This window comes from Achromobacter sp. HNDS-1, assembly GCF_040084795.1.
Classification (GTDB): domain Bacteria; phylum Pseudomonadota; class Gammaproteobacteria; order Burkholderiales; family Burkholderiaceae_B; genus Achromobacter; species Achromobacter ruhlandii.
In genome coordinates this window covers 1,720,865-1,742,198 of sequence record NZ_CP157584.1, presented here as the reverse complement: position 1 = coordinate 1,742,198, position 21,334 = coordinate 1,720,865, and the positions used below count along the sequence as shown (strand labels likewise).

The window sequence follows — 21,334 nt, the reverse complement described above, 5'->3', positions numbered from 1 at the left end:
AGCCAACCCTAACGTCAAATCGGAATTTGGCATAGTCGGCTGGCATGTTGCTCACTATCGGGTACTGGGTTCGCCGCATGATGAGTTCCTTTGCTGCTGTTGCAGCTGAGACAACTTCCATTGGAGAAAGCCATTTACATCCCAGTCTTCTTCCGGTGTGACCGACGTGAACGGTTCGGGATAAGTGAGCACGCTCACGTTGGCCCCGACGTCGGTCATGACCTTCAGAAGGCCGTTGGCCTTATGCACAGCACGCTGGCCAGCTTCATCACCGTCGACAGCCAGAAGGACTGACTTCCCCGAAAGGTTCTTGAACCACTCAGGACGCCAACGGCCCGCGCCAGGAACGCCGATTACGTTCTTCTTCGTGCCCAAAACAATCGACGACAGCAAGTCGATTGGACCCTCAACGATGGTGTAGTCGTTCGAGCCTTCGTTCGCCCAAAAGTAGGGAAACATGGGGCCGTAGAAAAGCAGCTTCACCTCCTCTGCGCTCTGGGGCTTCCGAATCAATCGGAACTCAGCGGAACGCGCGTTATGGGTGAAGCAGGCCAGCGGCCGATAGCAGATTGCTGGGACCTTGGAATCAGGTCTCAACATTCCGCTCTTGACCAGGAGTTCGTGCCCGACAACGTCGAACAGCCATTCCTTTGCACGTGCCGGATTACCCGGCAACGTGGCCAGCACACCTCGCTTGATCGCTTCCTTTGCTACATCAGCGGTGATGCCGCGGCCGGCAAGGTACTCCATCACTCGACCGTCCGGAGGCAACTTGCTCCCCCGAATATGCGCGAATACCTCGCGCAAGGCGGCTTCATCGCGTGGAGTCTCCTTGGATTTGGCCTCGGTTGCGCGGATGTGCCACTTTCGAATGGTGCTACCCATCGAAGGTAGTCCACCCGCGAGTCGCCGCGCCGCTTCGGGCACCTCAAGCTGCCAATAGAAGGCCGCGGCGTCGATGACGTCGCCGCCCTCTTCACAGCGAAAGCAATGCCAACGGGTTTTTCCACCGGTTGTTTTGACACTCGTCCTCACCGACTCTGGAGGTCCCAGACCGCAAGCAGGGCACCCGGAGAACCTAATGGAGTCCGAGTGCATCGCTTTCGCCTTCAGTCCCATTACCTGTTCAAAGAACGCGGCAACAGGGAGCTTTTGCTTAAGTCCGTCGAAATCGACTGTTTCACTCATGATTCCCACTCCTATGTGCTCGCCGTGGCGAGTAATGACCTATTGCGGCGAGGTGACGCACATCGTCCGGTGGCATGCAAAAATTGACATCATGGGGTATGGATAAAATGCGCTCATCGCAATAATATTGCTAAATGTCTATTACTCCATAGGAACAGGACGTGGGAAAACGATTTGGACTTCGCGCGAGCATCACGCTCGTTGCTTCTCTACTCGGGGGCGCCGCAGCTGCGTCGCCCGCCGCTGACCAGGTGCGCGCGACGCTGGAAGCCAAGTACCCGGGTTCCCCGCTCGGCACTGTGACGGAATCACCCGTGCCCGGAATATTCGAGGTCGTGTGGGGCAAGAATCTCGTGTACGTGGAGCAGACCGGCCGCTACTTCCTTTTCGGGAATCTCTACGACATGGTGGGCCGTGCAGATCTCACGTCGCCCCGTCGGGCTGAGCTGACGAAGGTGGCGATGGATACGCTGCCGATGCAGGATGCGTTCGCTCGCGTGATCGGGAAGGGCGAGAGAAAGGTCGCACTGTTCACCGATCCGGATTGCCCGTACTGCCAGCGCCTGGAACAGGCGTTCGCCCAGGTTGGAAACGTCACCATCTACACCTTCCTGTTTCCCCTGGACTCCCTTCACCCCAATGCGAACCTCGTGGCCCGGAAGATCTGGTGTGCTGGAGAGTCCGAGCGCGGGGCGGCCTATGACGCCTACATGGCTCGTGGCGCTCAGCCTGACAACGCCGGTCAGTGCGACAACCCCGTGGCGCGCAACGTGGAACTGGGGCGCAAGTTGAACATCCAGGGCACCCCGTATCTCATCGGAATGGACGGATCCACGAAGCCAGGCGCCTTGGCTCCGGCCGACCTCGACGCGTGGCTAAACGCGAGCAACCGGGTGAAGGCCGCACAGTAAAGCTGCTTTTTTCGTGCCGTCGCCCGCGGCTGCGGCACCGGAAAAGCAGTTTTTTTGTCAGCACTGGAGAGAGCTATGAACGCTGAATTGCCAATCACATTGCCTTCGGGACGCCGTGCCGTGTTCGTGGGTTACGGAACTCAGGCCACCCAACCGGACAATTGCCATCTCCGCCGGGAGGCCGTCGCAGTGTTCCACGGGGAAACGGGCCGCGAAGGCAAGCATGAGCGCCTGACGTTCACCAAGCGTTTCGCCGACGCGCATATCCTCAGCGCCGCGGTAGTGACCTGCTCGGGCCAATAGCGGTAAAGGACGCTCATATGACCATGGAAAGCCAACGCACAACATGCGGGCGGGCGGGAGGGCAGCAGACCTCCGATTGCGAGGTGTTGGCGGCACTCGCCTTTCTTGCCGGGTTCCAGGGTGGGGTCACTCTGGCGCCTATGGAGAGCGGAGAGTGGGAGGTTCGGCCGGTCAATCTGGCTGGAGACAACAACCAATATCCCGCGTACGGGAAGGGGGGGACGGTTGAAGTGGCCATTTTGCGTGCTCACGCTGCTCAAGCCGAAGCGGCTGGGTTCTGCGTTCCGATTGGGGAGCTCGGAAGTGCTTAGCCCTCGCCGAGCGCTTACCCCGAGGGCTTCGAAAGCAGAGACCAACCTCGTTTGTCACTTGCTTGGAATGTCGGTTGAGCGTGCACTTGAGCTTGCCGAGCAACTTCCTCCCGTCGGTGGCGGGACTGACGCACTCGGCGGCGGAGGTGAAAAGTACCGCGCCCTTTCGATACTAGCCCGGGAGGTTCGGGCGCTCGAAAACTCCCCGGTGGCTGCGAACATCCAGAAAGGTACTTTCGCGTCGAGAGAAGTCGCGATGGCCGAGTTTGCCGCCGATGAACTGGTGGCAACCACTTTCTTGGTTCCCCAGTCGGTGCCAGATAAGTACGCGGCTCTTGCGGTGCTGAGCTCGGAGCTTCGTCGCTTGCGGGCACTGACTGGAGGCTCCGGACAATGAGACTCATGGCTCGAAGCGGCTCGCTGCTCCCAATCGTCTCCCGTGACCTTCTTCGCAGGCTCTGGCCTGCATGCAGTGAACAGCTGCTACCCATCACGAGTGATGATGCAGCGCAGGCCATCGTGCTCGCAAATGCGGAGGGCTTCTGTTGGCACGTGGACGATCAGGATCTTAGTGCCACTGCATCCCGACAGCTTGGCCTTTACCCGTTGCAGACTGCCGCGAGCCGGTTGGACCGGGGGGCGCTCGGTCGGGAGGGGCTAGTCGTGGATTGGTTGGGCGGCGCAGAGAAAAGCCTTGGCTGGTGGAAGTTCACGGTAACTGGCGAGTCGTGCTGACGGACAGAAGGAGAATAGGATGCCTGATCAAAAAGAGGGAGCTCAGCTTGTCGTGACTCCTGGGCGGCTCATCGAGCCGTCGACGCGGCCTTTGCAACTTACCGCGCAGGTGAGGTATGCGGCAGAGCGAGCGCGTGAAGTGCTTCTTCATCCCTCTCTTGCATGTCGTATTCGGGCTGGGAAAGCCGAAAAATGAGCAAGACTGGCATATGTGCGAAAGCGGTGATGGGACCACCCGAGGCCGACCTCGCTACCGCGATTCGACGCGTCAAAGATGCTTTCTATCCAATCGCGCAGGAACCCTTGGGGGAGACCTGCAAAGCTGCGATCTCACTTGCCTTGTCGTGGCTGAACGCCTACGAAGCTCAGGCGGAGCAGGGAAAGGAGGAGAACGTGCATGGGGTGATTTGCTCGACATATCAGTTGGAGGGTTACACCGACGCGCTAGAAAAGGCCGGGCTGCTTTCGCGCGAAGCGTTGTTTCGGCTGCGCGCAAGAGTATTTGCAGGCCACCAAGCTGCGATAGACGCCATTGCGGAAAAGTACCAGCTTCAGGAGGTGGAAGTTAAGACGATCTTTTCCCCTTCATGGGAACGAATTACAAGTGGGTCCAAGCTCCACTAGCAGAGGCGATGATGCGCTCGATTGGAATCAGTGAACTGGAAGCGGTGATCAATGCGTGGCGGGAAGCCGGCGAATCGGACGGCGTTACGCTTTCGGCTGAAGTTCGGGCTTTGGCTGACATCTACGGGGCAGCCATATTCAATAGAGCGACCGTGATCGACCCCACCAGGTTGAGCGCTTCGGTCCGATCAGCAATGCGGGGCCCGATAGCGGCTGGAGGTCTGCGGAATATGGCGGAACACGATGACTGAGCTCCTGCCGGCGGGCCCCTGGGCTGCTCTCGCGGCTTTTGCCGCTCTGGTCTGCTGCTATGTCGTCATCGTACGCGCGGTGCGACGTAGGTACTACAGCTGGCGAGGCCGCAGAATCGAACGGGCAGCCGCGCGCAGGCTCACCATCAGGTTGCCACTTGGCTGGACGCTGACAAAGAACGTCCCCGTCCCGGGCCACGGCGATGCAGATATTCTTCTTACCGATGCGCATGGCCAACGGTGGGTCGTGGAAGTGAAGTCATACGAGAGCATTCGGCGCACGTCATGGTTGCTACGCATTTTCGGTAGGCCTGAGGTGCGTCGCGCGTCGGGCAGGTTTTTTGAGCGAAATCCTATCGCGCAGGTTGTCGGGGTCGCGGACGCATGTCATGCGCGTCCGGTTCTCTGGTTGCCTTACGCGAAAGGACGCACATTCATCACGCGAAGTGGTGTGATCGTGGTACAGGGCTCCTCGCGCCAACTTATGCGCGCGGTTGGCGGTTGCGCATGGTGGCAGTTCTCCTGAGGGTGATTCAGATGGAGCGTCTACTTTCAAAACAAGAAGTCTGCGAGGCGACAGGTCTCCAAGCCAAAGAGCTTGGAGACGCACTTCGGGACGAAACTTTTCCGGCGCCGACGCATCAAGCAAAGGGAACGCGCTACTGGACCGAATCAGCCGTCGCAGAATGGAAGCGACGGCGAGATCGCACACCAAAAGAGCAGCGGGATTGCTTTACCGTGGCGGAAGTGGCGGCGGAGCTTCAGATGAAGCAACTTGAGTTGTTTGCAACGCTAAGAGCGCACGGCCTTCTCATGGAATCCGCCGATCCATACCGTCACAACAGGCCTACCGAGGAGGGCTTTCACCGGGGATGGTTCTGGCGCGTGGAGCGTTACTTGCAGTCCGAACGGAAAATGGTTTTTCAGACCATGATTACGTCTGTCGGAAGACGTGAGATGGTGACCCTGGGACAGAAGTTGCTGCATGGCCTACCCACTGTCTGAAGACCGTGCTGTTTTCCTGTACTCGGCGTGGCTGATCAAGAGCACGCGTCATTCTGAGGACATTATCGCCCGGCTCCGAAGGGTTCACTCGGAGAAAGCAATGCGGCTGATCCTGGCGTACGCACAGATCATGGGTGAGCTGTGTCGACCAGTGACGCGGAACGAGGCCATGCGGATTGCCGACCTGCGCGTGTGTGTCCAGTTGGCGTGGCCTACGTTAGACACGCTGGGATGGCCTGATGGGTCTCTGCCAGACGAAGCGGTGCCGACGAGACGCACTAACCGATTCAAAACAGGTCCGAACGGAAACGATCCGATTTTAAGATGACAGAAGAATGTGAACTGCTATTTGGCGGGGACGCGCCGCTCGCAAAGTTGACGATCGCACAAACGCAGGCAATAGCGGAGTTGCGGGGCACGTGCAGAGTTGCGGTAAATCCGATATCGACTCCAGGGCAAGGATTTGGTTTCTATGCGCATAGGGTAAGGGATATTGGTAGCTTCGGGCTGACTATTGCCGGCCCCTGCGCGACCGAGAGCGACGCATGGGCCCTGGCCGCTTTTCGACTAGCACGGATAAAGGTAGGGGGGCTGGTCCTCACTTCTCGTGAGTTCGGATCCAGATGGCAGGCGAACACGCTTCGCTTGGACGGCTCGCTTGGCGTCCTAGAATGGCGGTCGAGGCTGGAGATTCGATGGCTAGGCAGTGCCTACATCGTTGTATCTGTGGATCGCCGGTACTTGGAGGGAGAAGTGCCGCGGGATGTGGAGCAACGTGTCGTGGCGACAAAGCTGTCCACGGTTTCCTCCGCTGCCGAGTTCGTGGTCCGATACATTGCGGATTTCGAGGGTGCGGCGGCCGATGATCGAGATGCCGCACTGGAGTCTCAATCGAGTTAATGATTGTCGGGCTCTACAGTCGTACGCCTGCCGGACCAAAAAAAAGAGGCCTCTTCGTAATGAAGAGGCCTCAACTAGCGGGATCAATGGAGATCCAACTCGTACTGCGTCGCGGAGCACTGAGCGGTGCCCGAAGATGCAGAGTTCCGTGCGATTGAAGCACTCTCGCGAATGAGCCGTGCGAGGCTGTCGATGTAATTCGCGTCGTCCTCGGAGTGCATAACGTGTACCCAATCTGGACGCTCTCGGGCGACAAGACGCCGAGTGCGGCTGATCGGAAGAACAAAGCCGCGATCGTCGATGATCACCTCGCGAGGACGATTGGTGGGGCGATGGAATAGATCTATCGCTCTCATTGCAAGGTCTCTGCTTGGGCCACAAGATGGCTCTTGTACGTGTCCACCACCAGGTCGAGATAGGGCGACAGTGGAGCAAGCAAGAGCTGGAGGCGTCCTTCAGAGTAAGAAAGAAGCAGGTTCTTCGCCCTGTTCAGCCAAACCCCCAGGTGCGGTTGAAGCGGAATTCCTTCAACCGCCTCCCAGTCCCCCTGCGCGTGTACCAGGCGACCCTGAAAAGAAAGAGCATCTCCGAACCGGAGCAGGTTGACGTGGAGATCGAGGACGCGCATAGCGTCTTCGTCCCGGTACTCCGCAGCAATGCGGTGATACACGTCGGACGGTTCGACCTCCGTCATGACGTACGCCGTCGCGTAAGTGAACACAGACACCATGTCCACATAACCGAGCTGCATTAAAGCGAGCTCGATCGCGTCGTCCATCAAATGCGGGTCGCTGCTGGCCTGTTGAACCAAGCCGGGCAGCGCCTGCGTGAACAGACCTTTTACCGCGTTGTGAACCAATTTCGATTGTGACATGCCGACTCTCCCGTACTGGGTGGGCGAGGTACGCCCTATACGACCCAGTAGTGACAGGTGGCATTCATTCAGCGGTGTCATTCTTCAAAACGCAGCGCGATCAAAAATCAACATTGGTAGGTGCAATAAAAACGTTCAGAATGGTATAACGCAGAGCTGTGGACCGCCTTCAAGATGAAGCGCGACAAAACCTTTAACAGGCAGCTGACCGTTATGGATCACAAAAGCGCAGCACTAAGCGGAATCGGGGCGCCGGGACGGCGTTCACCAGCGCTAAATGCAATTGCGGCTCTTCTCACGCTATCGATGGCTTGCAGTGCATTTGCCGACGACCTCGGAAACTACGGCCGATCATGGGAAATCGAGGAGCAGGACGGGGTCGAGCAGATGAAAGACAAGCTCCGCGAAATGGAAAGGACTGGCGAGTTGAAGCGGCGCCAAGAGCAGTATCGAGACGAGTACATCGATAGCATCGAGAACCCGGCTCCAATCCCGGGCATCTCCACGGCGGCCGAAGATCGAGTGCGCACATTCGATCCGACGAAGACATTCACCGAAACCGTCTACGACGAGAACGGGGCCATCATGGTGCCGGCAGGCGTCTCGGTGAATCCGCTGGATTTCGCGACGTGGTCCAAGCGGCTTCTTTTCATAGACGCACGGGACGATCGGCAAGTGGAGCTCGCGCGTATTCACCGCGATGCCGCGCCCGCTGACAAGGTGATTCTTGTGGGGGGCTCGTACATGGAGCTGATGCGCAAATGGGGTACGCGCGTCTACTTCGATTTGGGCGGCGCTGTCACGACGCGGTTTGGAATCGACCGCGTTCCCGCATTGGTGTCGCAGCAAGGAAAGGTGCTGGAGATTCGAGAAATCGGGATGCCGCCCGACGAGGCCGATGAGGTGGGCAAATGAGTAGCCAATTCCGAAGGGCGTTCAGGCGAGCCGTTTTCGCGGTAGCCCTCGCTTGTAGCGCCTTGTCCGCCAACGCGGACTCTCTGACCTGCGAAGGGGAGTTTCCAAATCCGATTACCGCCTACTGCTGGTCGTGCGTGTACCCGATTCGGCTCTTTGGGCAGGACCTTCTCAAGCGCGGCGGTGAGGATTTCGACACGGGCTTCAACAACGCGTTCTGCTTCTGCAAGAGTCCGCCTCAGGTGGGAGTTCCCACGTCGTTCTGGGAGATGGTCTACATGACCGACGTCACCACCGTTCCTTGGTGTTTTCCTCTGCTCGGAGGAGTAAGACTGAACGCGGGCATCAACGACAACAAAGTTGGTATGACCAGCCACAAGGAAACCGCGGGAATCGGCCCCTTGTCGCGCTCGACGTTCCGTTGGGTGCATGGCTACACCAACCCGCTAATGTACGTGCTCGATGTCCTACTTGACGCGGGGTGCCTCACCAAAGGAAGCATCAGCCCGGCGTGGCCGGCAGAAGTGGACCCAGCCTATGACGACTGGGAGCTTTCGACCACGATGAATCCGATCTCCTTCGCTGTAGCGAATATGGCGGGTATAGCCGCTGGCACAGTTGATGCGGTCGCCGCACTGGTGGACTTTCCGAGACCGGAGCTTTTCTGGACTGCTGGCGCATGGGGCAGCATATATCCCTATACCGGCTGGGTCTATCCGCACGTCAGCAACGACGCGACGTCGCGGCTGTTGAGCACCCGAATGCTGGCATGGCAGCACGAGTTCAAATCCATGGCTGCGCACTATGGCGAGGACGCTTCCTGCTCGCAGGCCGGGTACTGGCAGCCAATCATGGATAAGCGCCAATACAAGTTCCAGAGACTATGGCCTGTGCCCCAAACGAAAAAGATCGATGGCACTTGCTGCGGCCCCATCGGGCGATCCACGCTCCTCGCCGAGGAGGGGGTCGAAGTGCCCAGCGGGAAGTACCGAGATTTCGGTTATGGAATTTTTCGGAAACGGGACTGCTGCTCGGGCGCCTGGCCGTGATGCGCAGGGCTGATCCGCCATACCTATTCGATTTTTCTTGAGCGAGTCAAAAAGTGATTGGACACAAATTCGCGCCGCGTGCCGGCCTGGCTATAGCCCTATCGCTGCACGTAGGCGCAGGAGCGCAGGTTCTGGGCTCGGTTCCAGAGGATATGCCGGCGATTCAACTTGAAATGCCGGGTGCGGCAGATATGAATGCCACAACAGAGAGCTTCCGTCGCGCTACGCAAGAAGCACTTCGACAGGAAGGGACCAAGCTCGCACCATCTTTGAAGAATTTCGATGCTCCTGCGTCGGCAGCTGAACGTCAGCGTTACCGATCCGATGTGGAGGAGGCGCGGGCGCGAGTGCAGGGCCTCGACAAAGCTATCGCAGATTTCGAACGGGCCCAAGGCAGGGCGATGGGAATGGCACAAGGTGAAGGCGGCCATGGTGCTGTGCCCGAGAATGCCCTCATTGTCTTTGTGTCGTTCTCGATGCCCGAAAGCGTTTTGGAGAATCTCGCTGCCCAGGCAAAGGAAGCGGGAGCGACACTCGTGCTGCGGGGCATGAAGGAAAGCCGACTCTCCGCGACGCAGACAGCGGCGGCCAGCGTGAATCCCGCAGGCGCCACATGGGAGATCAATCCCAATCTGTTTTCTATGTTTAATGTGACTGCCGTGCCGACTGTCGTGCTCACTGGGGCAGCCTCCGCACTGGAGGAGGGCTGCCCTGAAGGCGCTTCGTCCTCCTGCTCACCTCGCAGCCTGTACGGTAAGGTGGAAGGCGATCTGTCCATCGTCGCAGCGCTCGATGTCATGCAGCGGCGTAGCTCATCGCCGGCAGTGGCGGACGCGGCCAGGACGTGGCGCTCGGCGATCTTGAAGCAGAGGGAAGCCGCGGCACCGCCGGGAGGTCAGCGATGAAGACTTGTGCGCGAGCCTTCGTGTTGTCCGCGTTCGTCGCGGTACACGCGCCCGTGTTGAGTCAGCAGGTATTGCCGGGCCTCGATACCGAACTATTGATTTCCGCTTTGAAGGCGCCAAGCGGTGAGGTTCTTGGCGAACTGGGCGGCCCGCACGCTGCTGCCATCAAGGCGGCGACACGTTCAACGCAGCCGGTCAATGTGCAAGTCCGGGTAGTCCGTCCGTTGGCGCAGGAGGGGTGTGCACGGCTCCAGGTAGACATTCGGCAAGGTGGCGTCCCGACCTTGGCCGGGACTCTCGTCGATGTGCAATTACCGAGCATTCAACTGAACATATGCGCTGACGGCGAGCCTCCCCTCGATGGGCCCAGGGGTATGGAGAGCGGCCCGTTCATGAGCTCGTCGATCGGGGGGAAGTGATGGAAGCAAAGGCCGTTATGCGAAAGGTTGTGCTGGGTGCGTGCTTGGTCGCGGCCAGCTGCGGTGCGCATGCTCAGATCGGACAAGCCGCTCATGACGCAGGCGTTGCGTTCGGAAAAGCGCAACGGCAACAGGAGGGAACGTCGTCGATTAGCGAGGAAACCGCTTCGCAGCTGCCATTCACGAAGAAGGACGTCAAGCAGCAGAGCGACTACCAGGGAGGCTATGGCGACATGATGAACATTGGCGTCGGGCGCATCACCCAGAGCAAGACGTATTCGGGGGGAACATGTGACCGAGAAGGGTTCGATCCAGTGGAGAGTGCCAAGGCATATCTTGCTCCGGGCCAATGGGATCGAATGAGTGCTGAGCAACGACAGAAAGCTGTATCCGATCAAGTGAAGGTGTTTGACCAAGAGTGCGAGGGAATCAACTTTCTCGCCGGCGAGTATCGCGGACGCGTAACTGTCGAGCCTTGCAATGATCCATTAGATCCGGTGTGCAACTTCGGGCCGCCTCCCATCTCGGACGACTCGACTGGAAAGGGTTGCGAAACGCGCGTGGTGACGGAGCCCGACGAATACGCGACAGAGAATTGCACAGAAGCCAACGTGATCGCGGAGAAGTCATGCACCGAGGAACCCACGGTCCAGATCTACTATGACCAGGTACTGCCGGATGCGGAGTATGTCCGAGTGGTGGCAAATTCGAAGGCCCCCGATTGGACGATAACCGTCAATCCGAAGCAGGGTTGGGCTGATGTGACGGGCTACCACGTTCCGATCGGGACGCACTGGGAGACGTGCAACAGCGGCGGAGATGCCGGCATGGACTATCCGTGCGAAGTCACCGACTTTGGGACGAAGACCGAGCGCATCTCGATTTACGGCGCTCAGACGGCGATGACGCAGGGGTATCGGTGCGGTGCAAACGGCAATTGCGGCGAGTGGTTTGTCGTTTATTCACAGGTCATTGACCAGTGCACATTCCGCTTCAACAACTATCACATCAGGGGCGGCGCGGGGTATCCCGACATCCATGATTACTCTCAGTACAACTTCTGCGTGCCGGAGCGCCGAGTTTCCGTCCAGTGGAACAACAACTGCTCGGCCCTTGCCGCAGCAGTGAAGTGAGGCTTCTATGCGTCTGATTTCGACCGTATGGATTGCCGCGGCATGCATGGTGCTGTTGCCGGCGGCCGCGACGGCCGCCAAACATCCCTTCGATCACCCGACAGTCCCGTTGAGATGCGAGGTCGGTGAAGTCTGGGAGTCGCGGTGTCAAGCAACGACGACCAACGAGCAGGGCCAGACGGTTTGTACCGCCGATGGAATGGTGGAGGCATGTTATCCGATGGCCATGCGGGCGAAGGCGACTGCCATGGCTGCGTCGGCGGCCGCCAGTCCGCCCATTTCTTCTTGCCCAGGTAACACCATCCCAGAGCGGCAGTGCGTCAGCTACATGACCAAGGACGGCGTATCGGTATGCAGCCCCGACGGTTGGATCGACGCTTGCGTCGATCCAAGCAAAGAAGCGGGCCAGACAGGCGTGAAGAGCTGCGAGCTCAACCGTCGAGTGTGCGTGGACACTTCGCCTTCCAAGGTGATCAACAGCTATGAGGTGACTTTAGCCGAGGTCGGTGGATGCTGGAAATGGCAGCGGGACTACACGTGCATCACCGACAACATTGCCGATACGTGCCAACCATTGCGCGACAGGTCTGAGTGCACAGCATACACGCGTCAGTGCATCACGGACTTGCCAGGCATCGGATGCGTGGAATACGAGATGGAGTATCGGTGCTTGGTAAAGCGGGGTCAGCAGCGCGAGTACGAATACTGCGGCGATAACACGATCTGCATTGGCGGCATCTGCTTCGAGTCGGGGTGGGAACCGGACGGCGATTTCGCACAAGTCGTAGCTGACATGGAAATCGCGCGCCAAATTGGTGTCTATAACCCCGACGGCCTTGATATCTTCGGCGGCGTGGGCGAGTCGTGTCGCTCAGCGCGAGGGTTCGGTCTCAAGAACTGTTGTACGAAGAAGGGCGGCGCAAAGTCGAACAACGCTTTCGCCACTGAACTGTTCTCCGCCGCCGGTGGCGCTGCGCTTCGATCGGGCTCGAAGTATGTTTTCGACATGCTGTATGGCTCATCGGACGCGGTAGGCTGGCTCTCAAGCGGTATGGGCTCGATGGTCACCAATACGAGCCAGGCCGCATCTGAGGGCATTGCCAACTGGCTAGGCAGTGGCCCCAGCTTTGGGATGTACGGGGTCTCCATCGGAGGTACAGGAGCGTTCTTGGGCACTCAGGGCTATCTGCTCGCCGGCGGCGCCGGCACGGGTTTCCCGGCGTTGTATTTCAACCCCTATGCGCTTGCATTCGCCATCGCCATGCAGTTCGTCATGGAAGTCATGAGCTGCGATCAGAAGGAGATGGAACTGGCGTTGAAACGCGACGCGGGGCTTTGTACTGACCGAATTGGTTCTTGGTGCTCCAAAAAGGTGCTGGGCGCCTGCGCGACGCGCAAGCAGTCTTACTGCTGCTACAACTCCAAACTTGCTCGGATCATCAATGAACAGGGGCGGGCGCAGCTAGGGAAAGGCTGGGGCGACGAAAAGGATCCGACCTGCGATGGGTTCACGCCGGCCGAGCTGGAGAAAATCGACTTTTCTCAGATCGACCTGTCCGAGTTCTTGGTAGACGTCATGGCCGCGGTGGAAACGCAATACGCCGAGTTCGACCTGAACAAGGCGAAGTCCGGGACCTGGACGGAAGATGCGGTCGCCGCCGGTTGCCGTAAAGCGCTGGAGGCGGTCGGCGGAGATTGGACCCGTATGCCAGACGGCGACTGCAAGAAGGCCCTGGGTGTTGCTCCCTAAGCCACCATCAAATGTAAACGACCGTATGTCAATCGGTTGCTGTACTGAAAAGTTTGATACGATTTGACATACTTTCGGAGGAGCTATGAAGCGGTTTATTTTCTCGTTTTTCCTGGGGTTGACACTCGTCGGATGCGCCAACACCAGTGTGCAGGTGAAGGACGGCAAGGAGTATGTCGCCGGGGCGCCTGTGGTTGCTAAGGGAACCATGGTCGACATTCGCGTGACCGAGAAGGATGGCACTGTCACCAGCCTTGCGAGAGCTGCTGGTGATATGGTCGGTGACGCCGGTATTGGAGCAGCTGCGACCGCCTATGCTGGAATGTCGGTGGGCCAGGGCTCGCTGGCCCTGGGGGCAGTAGGCATCATCGCCGATCTGATCACCGCAAGCACACGTGGAGCGCCGCCCGTGATTGTGGTGGCCGATGCTGGCAAGACGGTTGCTGAGGTACCGGTCCCGGGAGAGTATTTGGAAATGATGCTGCGCATTAACTGCATCGATGTCGGCGACCAGGTTGTAGTGGCAAAAATGCCGGCGGGAGTGTTTGGCCAGGCGCCGTACCAGGTGTATAACGCCGACCCCGACTTGCATCGTGGTAGTGATCTGCGGCCATCGTGCAGCACGCTGAAGGAACGAAAGCGCTCGGCCGCGGCTAACGGCGCGCGATAGCCGGAGGCAAGCCTAAAACGCCCGAACCATTCGGTTCGGGTTTTTTTTTGCCGAAAAAAAACCCACGGCGAGGCCGTGGGTTGGTGTGTCAGCGCGTGTCGGACGCCAAGGCGTTCGGATAGCGCGCCGCAAGAATTGAATTCAGCTTGCCAATCAAGTCTGGTCGCTTGAAAGTGACATGAGCCGATCCTTTCTTGTACCAGCGAAGTGCGAAGTAGTCGGTTTCCGCACTCCATTCCTTTCCGTAGATCTTGCTTCGAACGATAGTGCCGATCGACTGCCGGTGGTCGGGCTCTGGCTTGCCGTCCAAAACATAGAGCGCACGTTCCAGGTCATCGAGCTGATCGCAGTTCCGAGGATATGCGCCACCCCAACGATCAGACTGAAGGATGTAGCTTAAGACGATTCGTCGCCCAAACTTGAATGGCTCGTTGGTCTTGTAGTTCCAGCTCAGCCGCCGGAATATCTCGACCACGCCATTCTCGAACATCTGTTGCCGATTTTCGTACAGCTGCCCGAAGGTGGAGGCGATGACATCCACGGTGAGAGGAGGGATCTCCTCTTTGTTCATCGCCTCGGCCCACCGCTGGCGGGTTGCGGAGTCCATAAAAGTGCGGATTCCGCTTTCCGCCATCAGGTACTCCCACCCTGCCTTATCGATCCATCGTTCAACATTCCCGAAGTCACCCGTTAGGAAATTGCCCGCGAAACCATAGCGGCCTGGCGAGAACATGTCCTCGACGCAGCCTAGATGCGCAGCGCTCGCGATCTTGCGTGCCTCTTCGATCAGATCGCGAGCTGAGCGCAGACGTTGCAGAACTGCCTCTCGCTGGTTCAATAGATTGCCAATGCTGACGCTTTTCACCAAGTCCATAACTCTCTCCAAAGTAGGTTTTGTCGCAATGCGACGGCTTCCAAGTGGAGAAAGGGTGGTAATCATGAGGCGGTGGAGGACGCAATTCGCAATTTCATCGGTGCCGACGCGAGTCGCTGCTTGCCATCGCGAGGCGGCAATCGTTTTGGATTGTGCAATCCATTCCGATGCTCAAATCGCTTTTTTGGCGCGCGCTCTTGTAGCCGCTTGCATCGATGCCTAGGATTCGCTCATTGGTGCAGTGTGTACTGCCCATTGATCAATGCCACCTGAGGGATTTTTGCGCATGAACCGTACTTGCATTGGATTGGACATCGGCCGCAGCGCGGTCAAGGTTGTTTCTCACGCCTCCGGCCTGTTTGATCGGTTCCTCTTCCCGTCTGATGTGTGCGAAGCATTCCACATCGCCGACGAGGCTACGGCTGCCGAAGCCGCGAATGAGACGGTCGCTGTCGAAGGGCGGACCTACTTCACTGGCGAGACTGCTCGTCTTCAAGGCGGCCGCGGAACGAACATCGGAATGGACGACGATTGGATCGAGAAGCCTGGCTACAAGGCACTTGTAGCCTCCGCCCTGGCCCGGCTGAAGGCCAGAGGCGTGAAGGGTCTTGAGGACGCGTACATCGTGATCGGATCCCCCTCCAACGTGTTTGACCATCAGAAGGACAAGCTGGCCGAGATCACTAAATCGGTCGCTGCCACCGACGTCAAAGTAATCCCCCAGCCCGCCGGCGCCTATTTCCAACATGTCCTCAATCAGAGCGGCGTCCCTGTGAAGGAACGCTTCTCGGGTGACGACGGTCAGCCGCTGTCCTGGGCCGTCATCGAGATCGGACATTTCACGACGGACTTTTTGCTCGTTCGAAATGGCCGCCATATCGCGGGAGCTTTCGGCAGCTGCGATGGCATGGGATCGTCGGTCAAGCGGCTGGCGGCAATACTGGCCGACCGGGGAATTCGCGTTGGTGATCGGGAATGCCATGCCGCGTTGATCGCCGGCTCCGTGAAACACTTCGGACAGAAGGTCGACGTCACGAAGGATGTGGCTGAGGCGGTCCGTCCTGTTGCGCAGCTTATCCTTGCAGAAGCGGATACGCTCCTGTCGCGCGAGGTATCCACGCTGGACGGGGTGTTGCTGGCGGGGGGCGGCGCCGTATTCCTGGCGGAAACGCTGAGCGAGAAATGGCCGCACACGATCCTGCTGGAGGAGCCTCGGATGGCTGTTGCCAACGGCTTCTGCCGATTTGCTGTCGGTCAGCTGAAGCAGCAAAGCGCGGCTCGGACGTCTGTCAAGGCGGCTTGACTATGCCGCGTCACCAGAAGATCTACGATCCGGACGAGACTGAGCGGCGCATGCCGCTTATCGTGAGGGAAACGCAATGCCCGGGCATGCTGCGCTTTCTGGCGGCGTTGCCCTACCGGCAGGAGACGCCGCTCATTCGAGGGGTGTTGTATCAATGGTTCCTGCACCATCTCGAACAGGGTACGCTGGATGCCGCCGTGCAGGCTGCCCTAAGCGGGCCTGGCGGTCTGCAAGCCGAGACGCGACGGCCGGCACCCCGACCGCCGCAGGCGCTGGGAACGCCGGCGTTTGACATCGAGGCGCTTAGGTCGGGCACGGAAGTCGGTGCCGCTTTTCCGCCGGCGGAGAAGGGGGCGGCGACAGGTTCTTTCTCCGCTGGCGAGACGCAACCGCCGGCTAGGCCGATGCCAGCGGTGCCGGAGTCTCGCTCCATCGCTGCCCCCCCAGTATCCGTCGCACCGGAGGCGGCGGTGCCTGCGAAGGACTCGGTGGGTTCGGAACAAGGAGGCGCTGGCGAGTCCGAGCGCATAGACCCGAACGAAGGCGACGTGCTGTCCGACGCCGAGCGTGCGGCGCTAGCGCAAATGGGCAACATGTTTGGCTAGAAAAATGTCCGGTCGGAGAGAGTCGCTGCTTTCAGATGAACAGGTTCGCGCCATTACCTCGGGCCTCGGGCTACTGCCCGATGCGCAGGTGCAGGGAAACGAGGCCTACCTGGTCGCATTCATAAGATTGGCCTACAGCGCCACTGGCCGCCTGCATGGCGCTGGCACTTACCGATCGATGCTAAAGGCATTCGGTGCCCCGTTTTCTCCCTCGCAATCGACGGTACACGCAGCCAAGCTGAAGGTGGAAAGCGAGATCGCAAGTGGATACTCAGGCCTTGTTGCCACTGAGGGCCAAGCCGATGCGCGGCCCTATGCCGCTCGTGTTGTACGTCACGATACAGGCGAAGCACGAGATCCGGCTATATCCGCGCTCGCGGTACAACTGTCTCACCAACGAGCGCGTATACAGCACTTGGAGGCGGACTGCGCACGGATGAGGTCAGAGTTGGCGATCGCAGTCCAGGAGCGACGCGCAGCCGAGGTAGCGCTGCTCGCGGTCAGGGAAATTGCCGATCAGCTGCTCATGAGGAACGGCGAGCTTGGGGCGGCATTGGCCCAGAATGCGCGATTTTCAGAAGGGAACAGGTTGTTCGCGCTCTACGCAATTGAGCAGTCCAGAGGAGAGGCTCGCCTGCTGAAGGAAACACTGGAGTCAGTGCAGGCCAAAAGAGTGAAGGAGCGCGAAATGCTTGAAGCCTATCGTCGTGCGGCCACCAGTGGGAGGGCTGCCGAATGAGCGCAGATATTGTTGTTGGGGGCTCGGATGGTCGCTCTGTCCTGGGTCTGGTGACCGACGACTGGGCGGCAGCTGAGGTCTGGCTCGCGACTCTGAAAGCGCGCAACCCGCCAGTGAGTCCCCGTACGTTGAGCTCCTATCGTTCCGAGATGGGTCGGCTGAAATGGTACTGCGAGAAGTTCAGGGTGGTTCAGCCCAGCCATTGGACGCTTCAGGATGTGCTGGCATACCTCGATTTCCTCCGGACTCGTGCATCCCAGCACATCTCCCGTCGCCGTTTGCCTCAGCACGACAGTGCATGGACGCCCTTTCGAAAGCCTTTAGGGCCGACGTCGGTGTCGCATGCGCAGAAGGTGTTGCATGCGCTCTTCGTGTTCTGGTTCCAGACCGGTCATGTGAAGCAGAATCCGATGGCTGGACTGGGCGGCGGTGCACAGCGTGCAGCCCCGACACGCCACGCGGTTCCGCCTGACCTAATAGACACAGTCATCGGGCTCATGGATAAGCGGGATTATGTAACCCTCGTGGCACGACTAACGTATGCCAGAAACCGATTTTTGATCCAGCTTATCGAAGGGGTCGGCTTGCGTGCCTCGGAGGTCGTGCTGGCGAATATGGGGGACTTCGAGCTCATGTCCGATCCTCGATCCATGAAAACGTACTGGTCGCTTCTTGTGCGTCATGGCAAAGGAGGATACGTCGACCGCGTGCCGGTGCCCTATGCTCTCATCGAGCAGCTTGCAGCGTATAGGCAAGCCTTCGGACTGCCGCCCGCACCGCAACCTGGCGAGGCGACAGCGCTCGTGTTGTCTGGGCGAACGCGCCGGTCGGACAATGGCGTTCGACCATCGGTCCGAGGGCGTCGAGGTGCGCTTCAGTGGGGCGAGGTACGGCGTCGAGCGACGCTCTGGGACATCGTGAAGAAGGAGTTCGCCGAGTGTGCAGAGTATCTTGATGGATTAGGAAATACTGCCGACGCCGAGTTGTTGCGGCGTGCGTCCACTCATTGGCTACGCCATACATTCGGGAAGACGCAACTGCTGGCGGGTCGAGACGTGAGATTTGTACAGAAGCTGCTCCGCCAGCGCGATATCAGGTCCACAATGATTTACACGGAGCTCGACTTCTTCGATATGGCTCGCGGCTTGGAGCCGGGAACAGTCGAGGTTCCGGAGCGCTCGGCTTCGTAGAGGCGGGCTGGGCCCGCTGCTGTCCAGCCACGGTTGTTATCGTTGCGCGGTGACAACCAGCCAGCGTCCATAGAGCGATTGCTTGCTGCCAGCCTGAGTCCAGTAATCGCGCTCCTCCGCGGTATCGGCCGCCGCCGCTTTTCGTCGGCAATACACTTCGCCTGGCCATCCTAGCAGCCGTTCGAGCGGTCGTTTCGGCTTTGGCTCGTCCACGTCATGCAGTTGCACATTGCGGAAGCCGCTTTGAGTCAGGATCAAGTGCAGCTGTGGGAACGAGAAGGGGAAATAGGTGATGTATTCGCCGCGCCTTTTTCCGTACATGGGGCTAAAGCCTGAATGGAACCCCCGCAGAAAAAATTGGCCTCGCGATCGGGCGTGCCAAGTGTTGGGCGTGGTGATGACAAGGGTACCGCCAGGCCGCAGCGCTGCCCTAAAGCCGGCCAGAGCCGTTCCGGGGCTCTTCAGCAGGTGTATTGCTTCGCCGCAGACTACGGCGTCATACCCCTGGAGCGCAGCCGGCAGCGGCTCATCCAGGTCGTGCTCTTGGACGCACCTGTAGGCAGGCACAGCGTCCGGATACTCCCAAAGGCCAAGACCGTCGATAAGCGCGGCCGGTTCAACACGAGGTAGTTCGTTGCCCAGCCAGCCGTGGCCGCACGGTGCGTCAAGCACGACCCGCGCCGACCGCTTCTTCAGGATATTGATCACCACGGGGTGATATGGCTTCCTTTTGGTATGGGGAAGGAGCTGGGTCACGGTTGTCGTCCTCGCATGATGTCTATGAAGACGAAACCCTAGCACGAACTCATTTTGAGGTGGGTGCAAATAAACCTCATGTATGCCACCTTATTTTGCAAGGCCGTCGTCATTCCTGCTTATCGTGCCGGCGCTTCTGCGTCCGCAGCGCCGTGGATATGGCGCAAGCAGAAACGGCGCCGCGGAAAGCCGGTGGCGGGATGCCGACCGGGAAGAGGTTTTCTGCCGCCGCCGAGCGCTTTGGATTCACGTGCGGGGAGGTACGGCCGTACCGCTCGAAATCGCGTACCGTACATTCCTTCATGTATGTACGGTAACGCCGCGAAAGCAATCAGCGCGGCAAAGAGGTGGGTATGCCACGGAAAAATGGCCCGGCCGGCCGGTTACACGGGGACTGAGTTACGACTGCCAACCCGCGTCCGCGAGTTCTCTTGACCAGTCGGCTTATCATGCTGTAACTGAAATCCCGGGAGCATTGATGACGGACTTCTGGCGCCAAGCAGTGCAGAACCCAACTTTTTTGGAAACAGAGGCAGCTCTGGGAGTGGGCCCCATGAGATTTCCGCATGAGCGAGCCAGACTGGCGGAAGCATGTCTCCTGTTGAATGCCATCCAAGCAGATCCTAAGCGACTGGCTGCCGTGCTCGCGCTACAGCGCATGTTGATCCGCCGTATTGCGCAGTGCGAACGGCGCGTCTCGCGCTTGAGGCTAGCTCGAAGCAAAGGCAAGCGAATGATGGCATCAAGTCGACTACCAAAAGACGAGGCGAGGCTGCTCAGGGCGGGCATCGCGGCTATCGACAGCCGCATCAGAGAGATACGCCAGCTTATGTTCCTCTGGCGCTGTTTTGGGGATGGCATTGCATCGGTATATCAGTCACAACAGGCGTTGAAACATCTACTCTATGACAGCGAGCACCGCATCAAACAAGATGCCGGAACAATCTCCGGGAAGGCAGGCTTGCGCCTGGAGTATCGGGCGCTGTGCCTAGGCATTCGAATGGGTGTGCCGGTCGTACTGTGCGATCTGACCAACATCATCCGACACGGCGATGTCTGTGCGCTTGCGGGGGAGGACCCGGTACCCGTGGAGTTCAAGTCATCCCGCGCGCGGGGGCCGCGGGCTCAGCGGCAGCACAGCCAACTCCAGGAGCTTGGCGACTTCTACGCCAATGATGGGGCGTCGAGTTTTCGCGGACTTATAAATTTCAAGCGCATCGCCCTGGACCTGACCTCCACCCGTTATCACAAGGATATCAACGCCTGCGTGACGCGAGCTTTTGATGACGGCATGGCTAGTGTTGCGCCCGAACTTGGCTTGCGCTACATCGCTTGTCGGCCGGCGGCCGATCTAGAGGAGAGGCTGGCCGCAGCGGTAGCGTCCTATTCCCAACCGCAAATGCTGGCGGTCCAGCTCACCCCCAGCCCCAACTGGCTGCCAGCTTATCCTTTCACGCTTTCTCTGTCTCCAGCCAACTCCTGGCTTTTCATGCAAGGCCTGGTGACGATCGTGGTGCTGGTGGATATGGCCATCGTAAAGTCCCTTTTCGCCAGCAAGGGAATGCACGTTATTGTGCTGATGGACGGCGACCATGCTCTTCAAATGTGCTACGACCCGGCCGATCTTATGAAGGGTGCCTATCGGGTCAGCGAGCAGCGTTTTTTGCGCATTGCCTGCGAATTCGAGTCCCTCAAATCATTCGTGGATGAGACCATGCATCTGATCAACGGCGCCCGGGCCAAGTTGGATGCGATCGGTCCAGACTCATTAGGCCTCATTACCGAGCCGCCTAAAGACTGGGAGCACGCGCGAGACTGCTTCCCCTGTGAGCCATCGACACCGGACGATTGAACTGAACGCATCTCTTACTTCGCAAATCTAAATCGGTCTGTGGTGTGCAATTCGAACCATCTATAGCCCAAT

The 21,334-nt window shown here is 59.1% G+C and carries 19 protein-coding genes; 15 read left to right on the top strand and 4 right to left on the bottom strand.

The features are described from left to right. Nucleotides 1-54 precede the first annotated feature (54 nt). Entirely contained in the window at nucleotides 55-1,188 is a 1,134-nt protein-coding gene (locus ABFG95_RS07965; protein WP_076515734.1) for a toprim domain-containing protein, read from the bottom strand. Between the two features lie 161 nt (nucleotides 1,189-1,349). Here ABFG95_RS07965 and ABFG95_RS07960 point away from each other — a divergent pair, with 161 nt between their 5' ends. From ABFG95_RS07960 to ABFG95_RS07945, 4 genes are all read left to right on the top strand, one after another. Beyond that, nucleotides 1,350-2,099 carry a DsbC family protein gene (locus ABFG95_RS07960; RefSeq protein ID WP_076515731.1) on the top strand — a complete coding sequence of 250 codons (750 nt, stop codon included), beginning with the start codon at nucleotides 1,350-1,352 and terminating at the stop codon, nucleotides 2,097-2,099. A 75-nt stretch (nucleotides 2,100-2,174) separates the two neighbouring features. After that, nucleotides 2,175-2,402, top strand: coding sequence for a hypothetical protein (locus ABFG95_RS07955; protein ID WP_279968386.1), 228 nt, complete (start codon nucleotides 2,175-2,177; stop codon nucleotides 2,400-2,402). Nucleotides 2,403-3,640: 1,238 nt separating this feature from the next. Continuing rightward, complete coding sequence (locus ABFG95_RS07950; protein WP_348995726.1) at nucleotides 3,641-4,072, top strand: hypothetical protein; 432 nt, start codon at nucleotides 3,641-3,643, stop codon at nucleotides 4,070-4,072. A gap of 758 nt (nucleotides 4,073-4,830) precedes the next feature. Beyond that, on the top strand, nucleotides 4,831-5,328 hold the full coding sequence (locus ABFG95_RS07945; protein WP_241137963.1) for a phage antirepressor KilAC domain-containing protein: 498 nt from the start codon (nucleotides 4,831-4,833) through the stop codon (nucleotides 5,326-5,328). A gap of 1,252 nt (nucleotides 5,329-6,580) precedes the next feature. On the opposite strand, the gene ABFG95_RS07940 is transcribed toward ABFG95_RS07945, so the two are convergent. Then, on the bottom strand, nucleotides 6,581-7,102 hold the full coding sequence (locus tag ABFG95_RS07940; protein ID WP_054470986.1) for a hypothetical protein: 522 nt from the start codon (nucleotides 7,100-7,102) through the stop codon (nucleotides 6,581-6,583). 174 nt (nucleotides 7,103-7,276) lie between these two features. Between ABFG95_RS07940 and traW the strand changes: the two genes are divergently transcribed. The 6 genes from traW (at nucleotide 7,277) to ABFG95_RS07910 (ending at nucleotide 13,943) form a co-directional block, all read left to right on the top strand. Continuing rightward, nucleotides 7,277-8,017 (top strand): type-F conjugative transfer system protein TraW, encoded by a 741-nt coding sequence (traW, locus tag ABFG95_RS07935; RefSeq protein ID WP_279996616.1) that lies wholly within the window; start codon nucleotides 7,277-7,279, stop codon nucleotides 8,015-8,017. Next, complete coding sequence (locus ABFG95_RS07930; protein WP_054470987.1) at nucleotides 8,014-9,066, top strand: TraU family protein; 1,053 nt, start codon at nucleotides 8,014-8,016, stop codon at nucleotides 9,064-9,066. Before traW ends, ABFG95_RS07930 begins: the two co-directional genes overlap by 4 nt. 152 nt (nucleotides 9,067-9,218) lie before the next feature. Continuing rightward, nucleotides 9,219-9,971, top strand: a complete 753-nt coding sequence (gene trbC / locus ABFG95_RS07925) for a type-F conjugative transfer system pilin assembly protein TrbC (RefSeq protein ID WP_082370912.1) — start codon at nucleotides 9,219-9,221, stop codon at nucleotides 9,969-9,971. 418 nt (nucleotides 9,972-10,389) lie between these two features. Further along, nucleotides 10,390-11,523: a hypothetical protein gene (locus ABFG95_RS07920; RefSeq protein WP_054470990.1), complete on the top strand. Its 1,134-nt coding sequence runs from the start codon at nucleotides 10,390-10,392 to the stop codon at nucleotides 11,521-11,523. 7 nt (nucleotides 11,524-11,530) lie between these two features. Next, a complete protein-coding gene (gene traN / locus ABFG95_RS07915; RefSeq protein ID WP_348995725.1) occupies nucleotides 11,531-13,273 on the top strand; it encodes a conjugal transfer protein TraN in 1,743 nt (580 codons plus the stop codon). Nucleotides 13,274-13,358: 85 nt separating this feature from the next. After that, nucleotides 13,359-13,943: a hypothetical protein gene (locus ABFG95_RS07910; protein WP_348995724.1), complete on the top strand. Its 585-nt coding sequence runs from the start codon at nucleotides 13,359-13,361 to the stop codon at nucleotides 13,941-13,943. A gap of 88 nt (nucleotides 13,944-14,031) precedes the next feature. Here ABFG95_RS07910 and ABFG95_RS07905 read toward each other — a convergent pair whose 3' ends face one another. Continuing rightward, complete coding sequence (locus ABFG95_RS07905; RefSeq protein ID WP_348995723.1) at nucleotides 14,032-14,817, bottom strand: DUF4942 domain-containing protein; 786 nt, start codon at nucleotides 14,815-14,817, stop codon at nucleotides 14,032-14,034. 286 nt (nucleotides 14,818-15,103) lie between these two features. Here ABFG95_RS07905 and ABFG95_RS07900 point away from each other — a divergent pair, with 286 nt between their 5' ends. The 4 genes from ABFG95_RS07900 to ABFG95_RS07885 are packed head-to-tail and all read left to right on the top strand — an operon-like array spanning nucleotide 15,104 to nucleotide 18,654. Continuing rightward, on the top strand, nucleotides 15,104-16,120 hold the full coding sequence (locus tag ABFG95_RS07900) for a ParM/StbA family protein (RefSeq protein ID WP_076515702.1): 1,017 nt from the start codon (nucleotides 15,104-15,106) through the stop codon (nucleotides 16,118-16,120). A gap of 2 nt (nucleotides 16,121-16,122) precedes the next feature. Then, nucleotides 16,123-16,725 carry a hypothetical protein gene (locus ABFG95_RS07895; protein WP_348995722.1) on the top strand — a complete coding sequence of 201 codons (603 nt, stop codon included), beginning with the start codon at nucleotides 16,123-16,125 and terminating at the stop codon, nucleotides 16,723-16,725. Continuing rightward, on the top strand, nucleotides 16,718-17,464 hold the full coding sequence (locus tag ABFG95_RS07890) for a hypothetical protein (RefSeq protein WP_348995721.1): 747 nt from the start codon (nucleotides 16,718-16,720) through the stop codon (nucleotides 17,462-17,464). The genes ABFG95_RS07895 and ABFG95_RS07890 overlap by 8 nt, the downstream gene beginning before the upstream one ends. Next, nucleotides 17,461-18,654 (top strand): tyrosine-type recombinase/integrase, encoded by a 1,194-nt coding sequence (locus ABFG95_RS07885; RefSeq protein WP_348995720.1) that lies wholly within the window; start codon nucleotides 17,461-17,463, stop codon nucleotides 18,652-18,654. The genes ABFG95_RS07890 and ABFG95_RS07885 overlap by 4 nt, the downstream gene beginning before the upstream one ends. 36 nt (nucleotides 18,655-18,690) lie before the next feature. On the opposite strand, the gene ABFG95_RS07880 is transcribed toward ABFG95_RS07885, so the two are convergent. Beyond that, nucleotides 18,691-19,410: a class I SAM-dependent methyltransferase gene (locus tag ABFG95_RS07880; RefSeq protein ID WP_231952190.1), complete on the bottom strand. Its 720-nt coding sequence runs from the start codon at nucleotides 19,408-19,410 to the stop codon at nucleotides 18,691-18,693. 478 nt (nucleotides 19,411-19,888) lie between these two features. Here ABFG95_RS07880 and ABFG95_RS07875 point away from each other — a divergent pair, with 478 nt between their 5' ends. Then, nucleotides 19,889-21,262, top strand: a complete 1,374-nt coding sequence (locus ABFG95_RS07875) for a hypothetical protein (RefSeq protein ID WP_348995719.1) — start codon at nucleotides 19,889-19,891, stop codon at nucleotides 21,260-21,262. Nucleotides 21,263-21,334: the final 72 nt, after the last annotated feature.

Excerpts from the sequence above, each read along its gene's own strand:
- traW (WP_279996616.1), top strand. The coding sequence starts at position 7,277 with ATGAAGCGCGACAAAACCTTTAACAGGCAGCTGACCGTTATGGATCAC.
- traN (WP_348995725.1), top strand. The coding sequence starts at position 11,531 with ATGCGTCTGATTTCGACCGTATGGATTGCCGCGGCATGCATGGTGCTG.
- ABFG95_RS07950 (WP_348995726.1), top strand. The coding sequence starts at position 3,641 with ATGAGCAAGACTGGCATATGTGCGAAAGCGGTGATGGGACCACCCGAG.
- ABFG95_RS07945 (WP_241137963.1), top strand. The coding sequence starts at position 4,831 with ATGGTGGCAGTTCTCCTGAGGGTGATTCAGATGGAGCGTCTACTTTCA.
- ABFG95_RS07905 (WP_348995723.1), bottom strand. The coding sequence starts at position 14,817 with ATGGACTTGGTGAAAAGCGTCAGCATTGGCAATCTATTGAACCAGCGA.
- ABFG95_RS07930 (WP_054470987.1), top strand. The coding sequence starts at position 8,014 with ATGAGTAGCCAATTCCGAAGGGCGTTCAGGCGAGCCGTTTTCGCGGTA.
- ABFG95_RS07900 (WP_076515702.1), top strand. The coding sequence starts at position 15,104 with ATGAACCGTACTTGCATTGGATTGGACATCGGCCGCAGCGCGGTCAAG.
- ABFG95_RS07920 (WP_054470990.1), top strand. The coding sequence starts at position 10,390 with ATGGAAGCAAAGGCCGTTATGCGAAAGGTTGTGCTGGGTGCGTGCTTG.
- ABFG95_RS07955 (WP_279968386.1), top strand. The coding sequence starts at position 2,175 with ATGAACGCTGAATTGCCAATCACATTGCCTTCGGGACGCCGTGCCGTG.
- ABFG95_RS07885 (WP_348995720.1), top strand. The coding sequence starts at position 17,461 with ATGAGCGCAGATATTGTTGTTGGGGGCTCGGATGGTCGCTCTGTCCTG.
- trbC (WP_082370912.1), top strand. The coding sequence starts at position 9,219 with ATGCCGGCGATTCAACTTGAAATGCCGGGTGCGGCAGATATGAATGCC.
- ABFG95_RS07910 (WP_348995724.1), top strand. The coding sequence starts at position 13,359 with ATGAAGCGGTTTATTTTCTCGTTTTTCCTGGGGTTGACACTCGTCGGA.
- ABFG95_RS07895 (WP_348995722.1), top strand. The coding sequence starts at position 16,123 with ATGCCGCGTCACCAGAAGATCTACGATCCGGACGAGACTGAGCGGCGC.
- ABFG95_RS07875 (WP_348995719.1), top strand. The coding sequence starts at position 19,889 with ATGACGGACTTCTGGCGCCAAGCAGTGCAGAACCCAACTTTTTTGGAA.
- ABFG95_RS07940 (WP_054470986.1), bottom strand. The coding sequence starts at position 7,102 with ATGTCACAATCGAAATTGGTTCACAACGCGGTAAAAGGTCTGTTCACG.
- ABFG95_RS07965 (WP_076515734.1), bottom strand. The coding sequence starts at position 1,188 with ATGAGTGAAACAGTCGATTTCGACGGACTTAAGCAAAAGCTCCCTGTT.